This is a genomic window from Ruminococcus sp. CAG:330, from assembly GCF_000437175.1.
Taxonomy (GTDB): Bacteria; Bacillota; Clostridia; order Oscillospirales; family Ruminococcaceae; genus Ruminococcus_C.
In genome coordinates this window covers 23,362-24,372 of record NZ_FR898044.1, presented here as the reverse complement: position 1 = coordinate 24,372, position 1,011 = coordinate 23,362, and the positions used below count along the sequence as shown (strand labels likewise).

1 protein-coding gene is annotated in these 1,011 nt (G+C 54.1%); it reads right to left on the bottom strand.

The window, feature by feature from the left end:
- Nucleotides 1–61 precede the first annotated feature (61 nt).
- The coding region (locus QZL66_RS04960) for a helix-turn-helix transcriptional regulator (RefSeq protein ID WP_293601868.1) at nt 62–1,011 on the bottom strand (950 nt) is incomplete at its 5' end.

The following is a 1,011-nucleotide window of genomic DNA, read 5'->3' as shown; positions in this document are numbered from 1 at the left end:
AAGCAGGCGGAGTTTCAGTCCGTCTGCTTTTTTTAAAGCTGTCTTTTTAGAATCATGACGCTTAATCCCAGTATTGACGGTAGAGTTCAGCGACCTTTTCAGCGAACTCCCTGCGCAAATTTTCCGGCCGGAGGATTTCCACATTTCCACCGTATTTCATCACCCATCGGTGGAAACTGTCGTTGATGCCGATGCGTGCCCGCACCAGAACGAAGCCGCTGTTGTCCGGATCGTCCTGTGCGCTGGCATAGGCGCCAAGCTGCTCCAGCATGTCGTCCAGCAGAAAGCGCTTGACCCGCAGAGTGACCAGTTCGTAATACTTCGGCTCGAAGATGTCCAGCACAGCACCATCCGGTTTTGGAATTTCCGGAAGCTGGCGGAACTTCTCTCCGGCGACGATGTTCCGCATGCGGTCGATGCGGTAGGTGCGGAGGTGGCTGTTCTCCACACTGTAACACTTCAGATAGAACCGCTCGCTGAAATAGATGACCTGGCAGGGGAGCAGGGTGCGGGATTTTTCCTGATAGTGGAAATGGCGCTGGGCATCCATTTTGCCGTAGTCGAAGTTGAGAGTGCGCTTTTCGGCGATGATGCGGTGGATGGCGTCCAGATTCTCCAGCAAGTCCAGAGAGGGTGCGCCGCAGGTGCTGATGGAAACACGGCTCATCAGCTGGCGCACTTCGCTCTCGGAGCAGAGTCCCTCGAACTTGTGGATCAGCTTTCGCTTTTGTTCGGGGGAGAGAAACTTGTTGATGGAGATGGAATCCACGATGAACCGGATTTCGTTGAACTTGAACGGTTTGCCTTTCATGCGGTAGAAATGGGTGTTGTGTGGGCCACGGCGGATATCGATGTCATATCCGGCGTACATCATTCGCTCCAGATCCCGCCGGATGGTGGCGGCGGAGACCCGCTCCATGTTCTTTTCCTCCGCCAGATACCGCTGGATCTCCTCGATGGTCACGCCTTTTTCCGAATTTGTTCGGCGGTTTAGAAAATCGTAGAGAAATA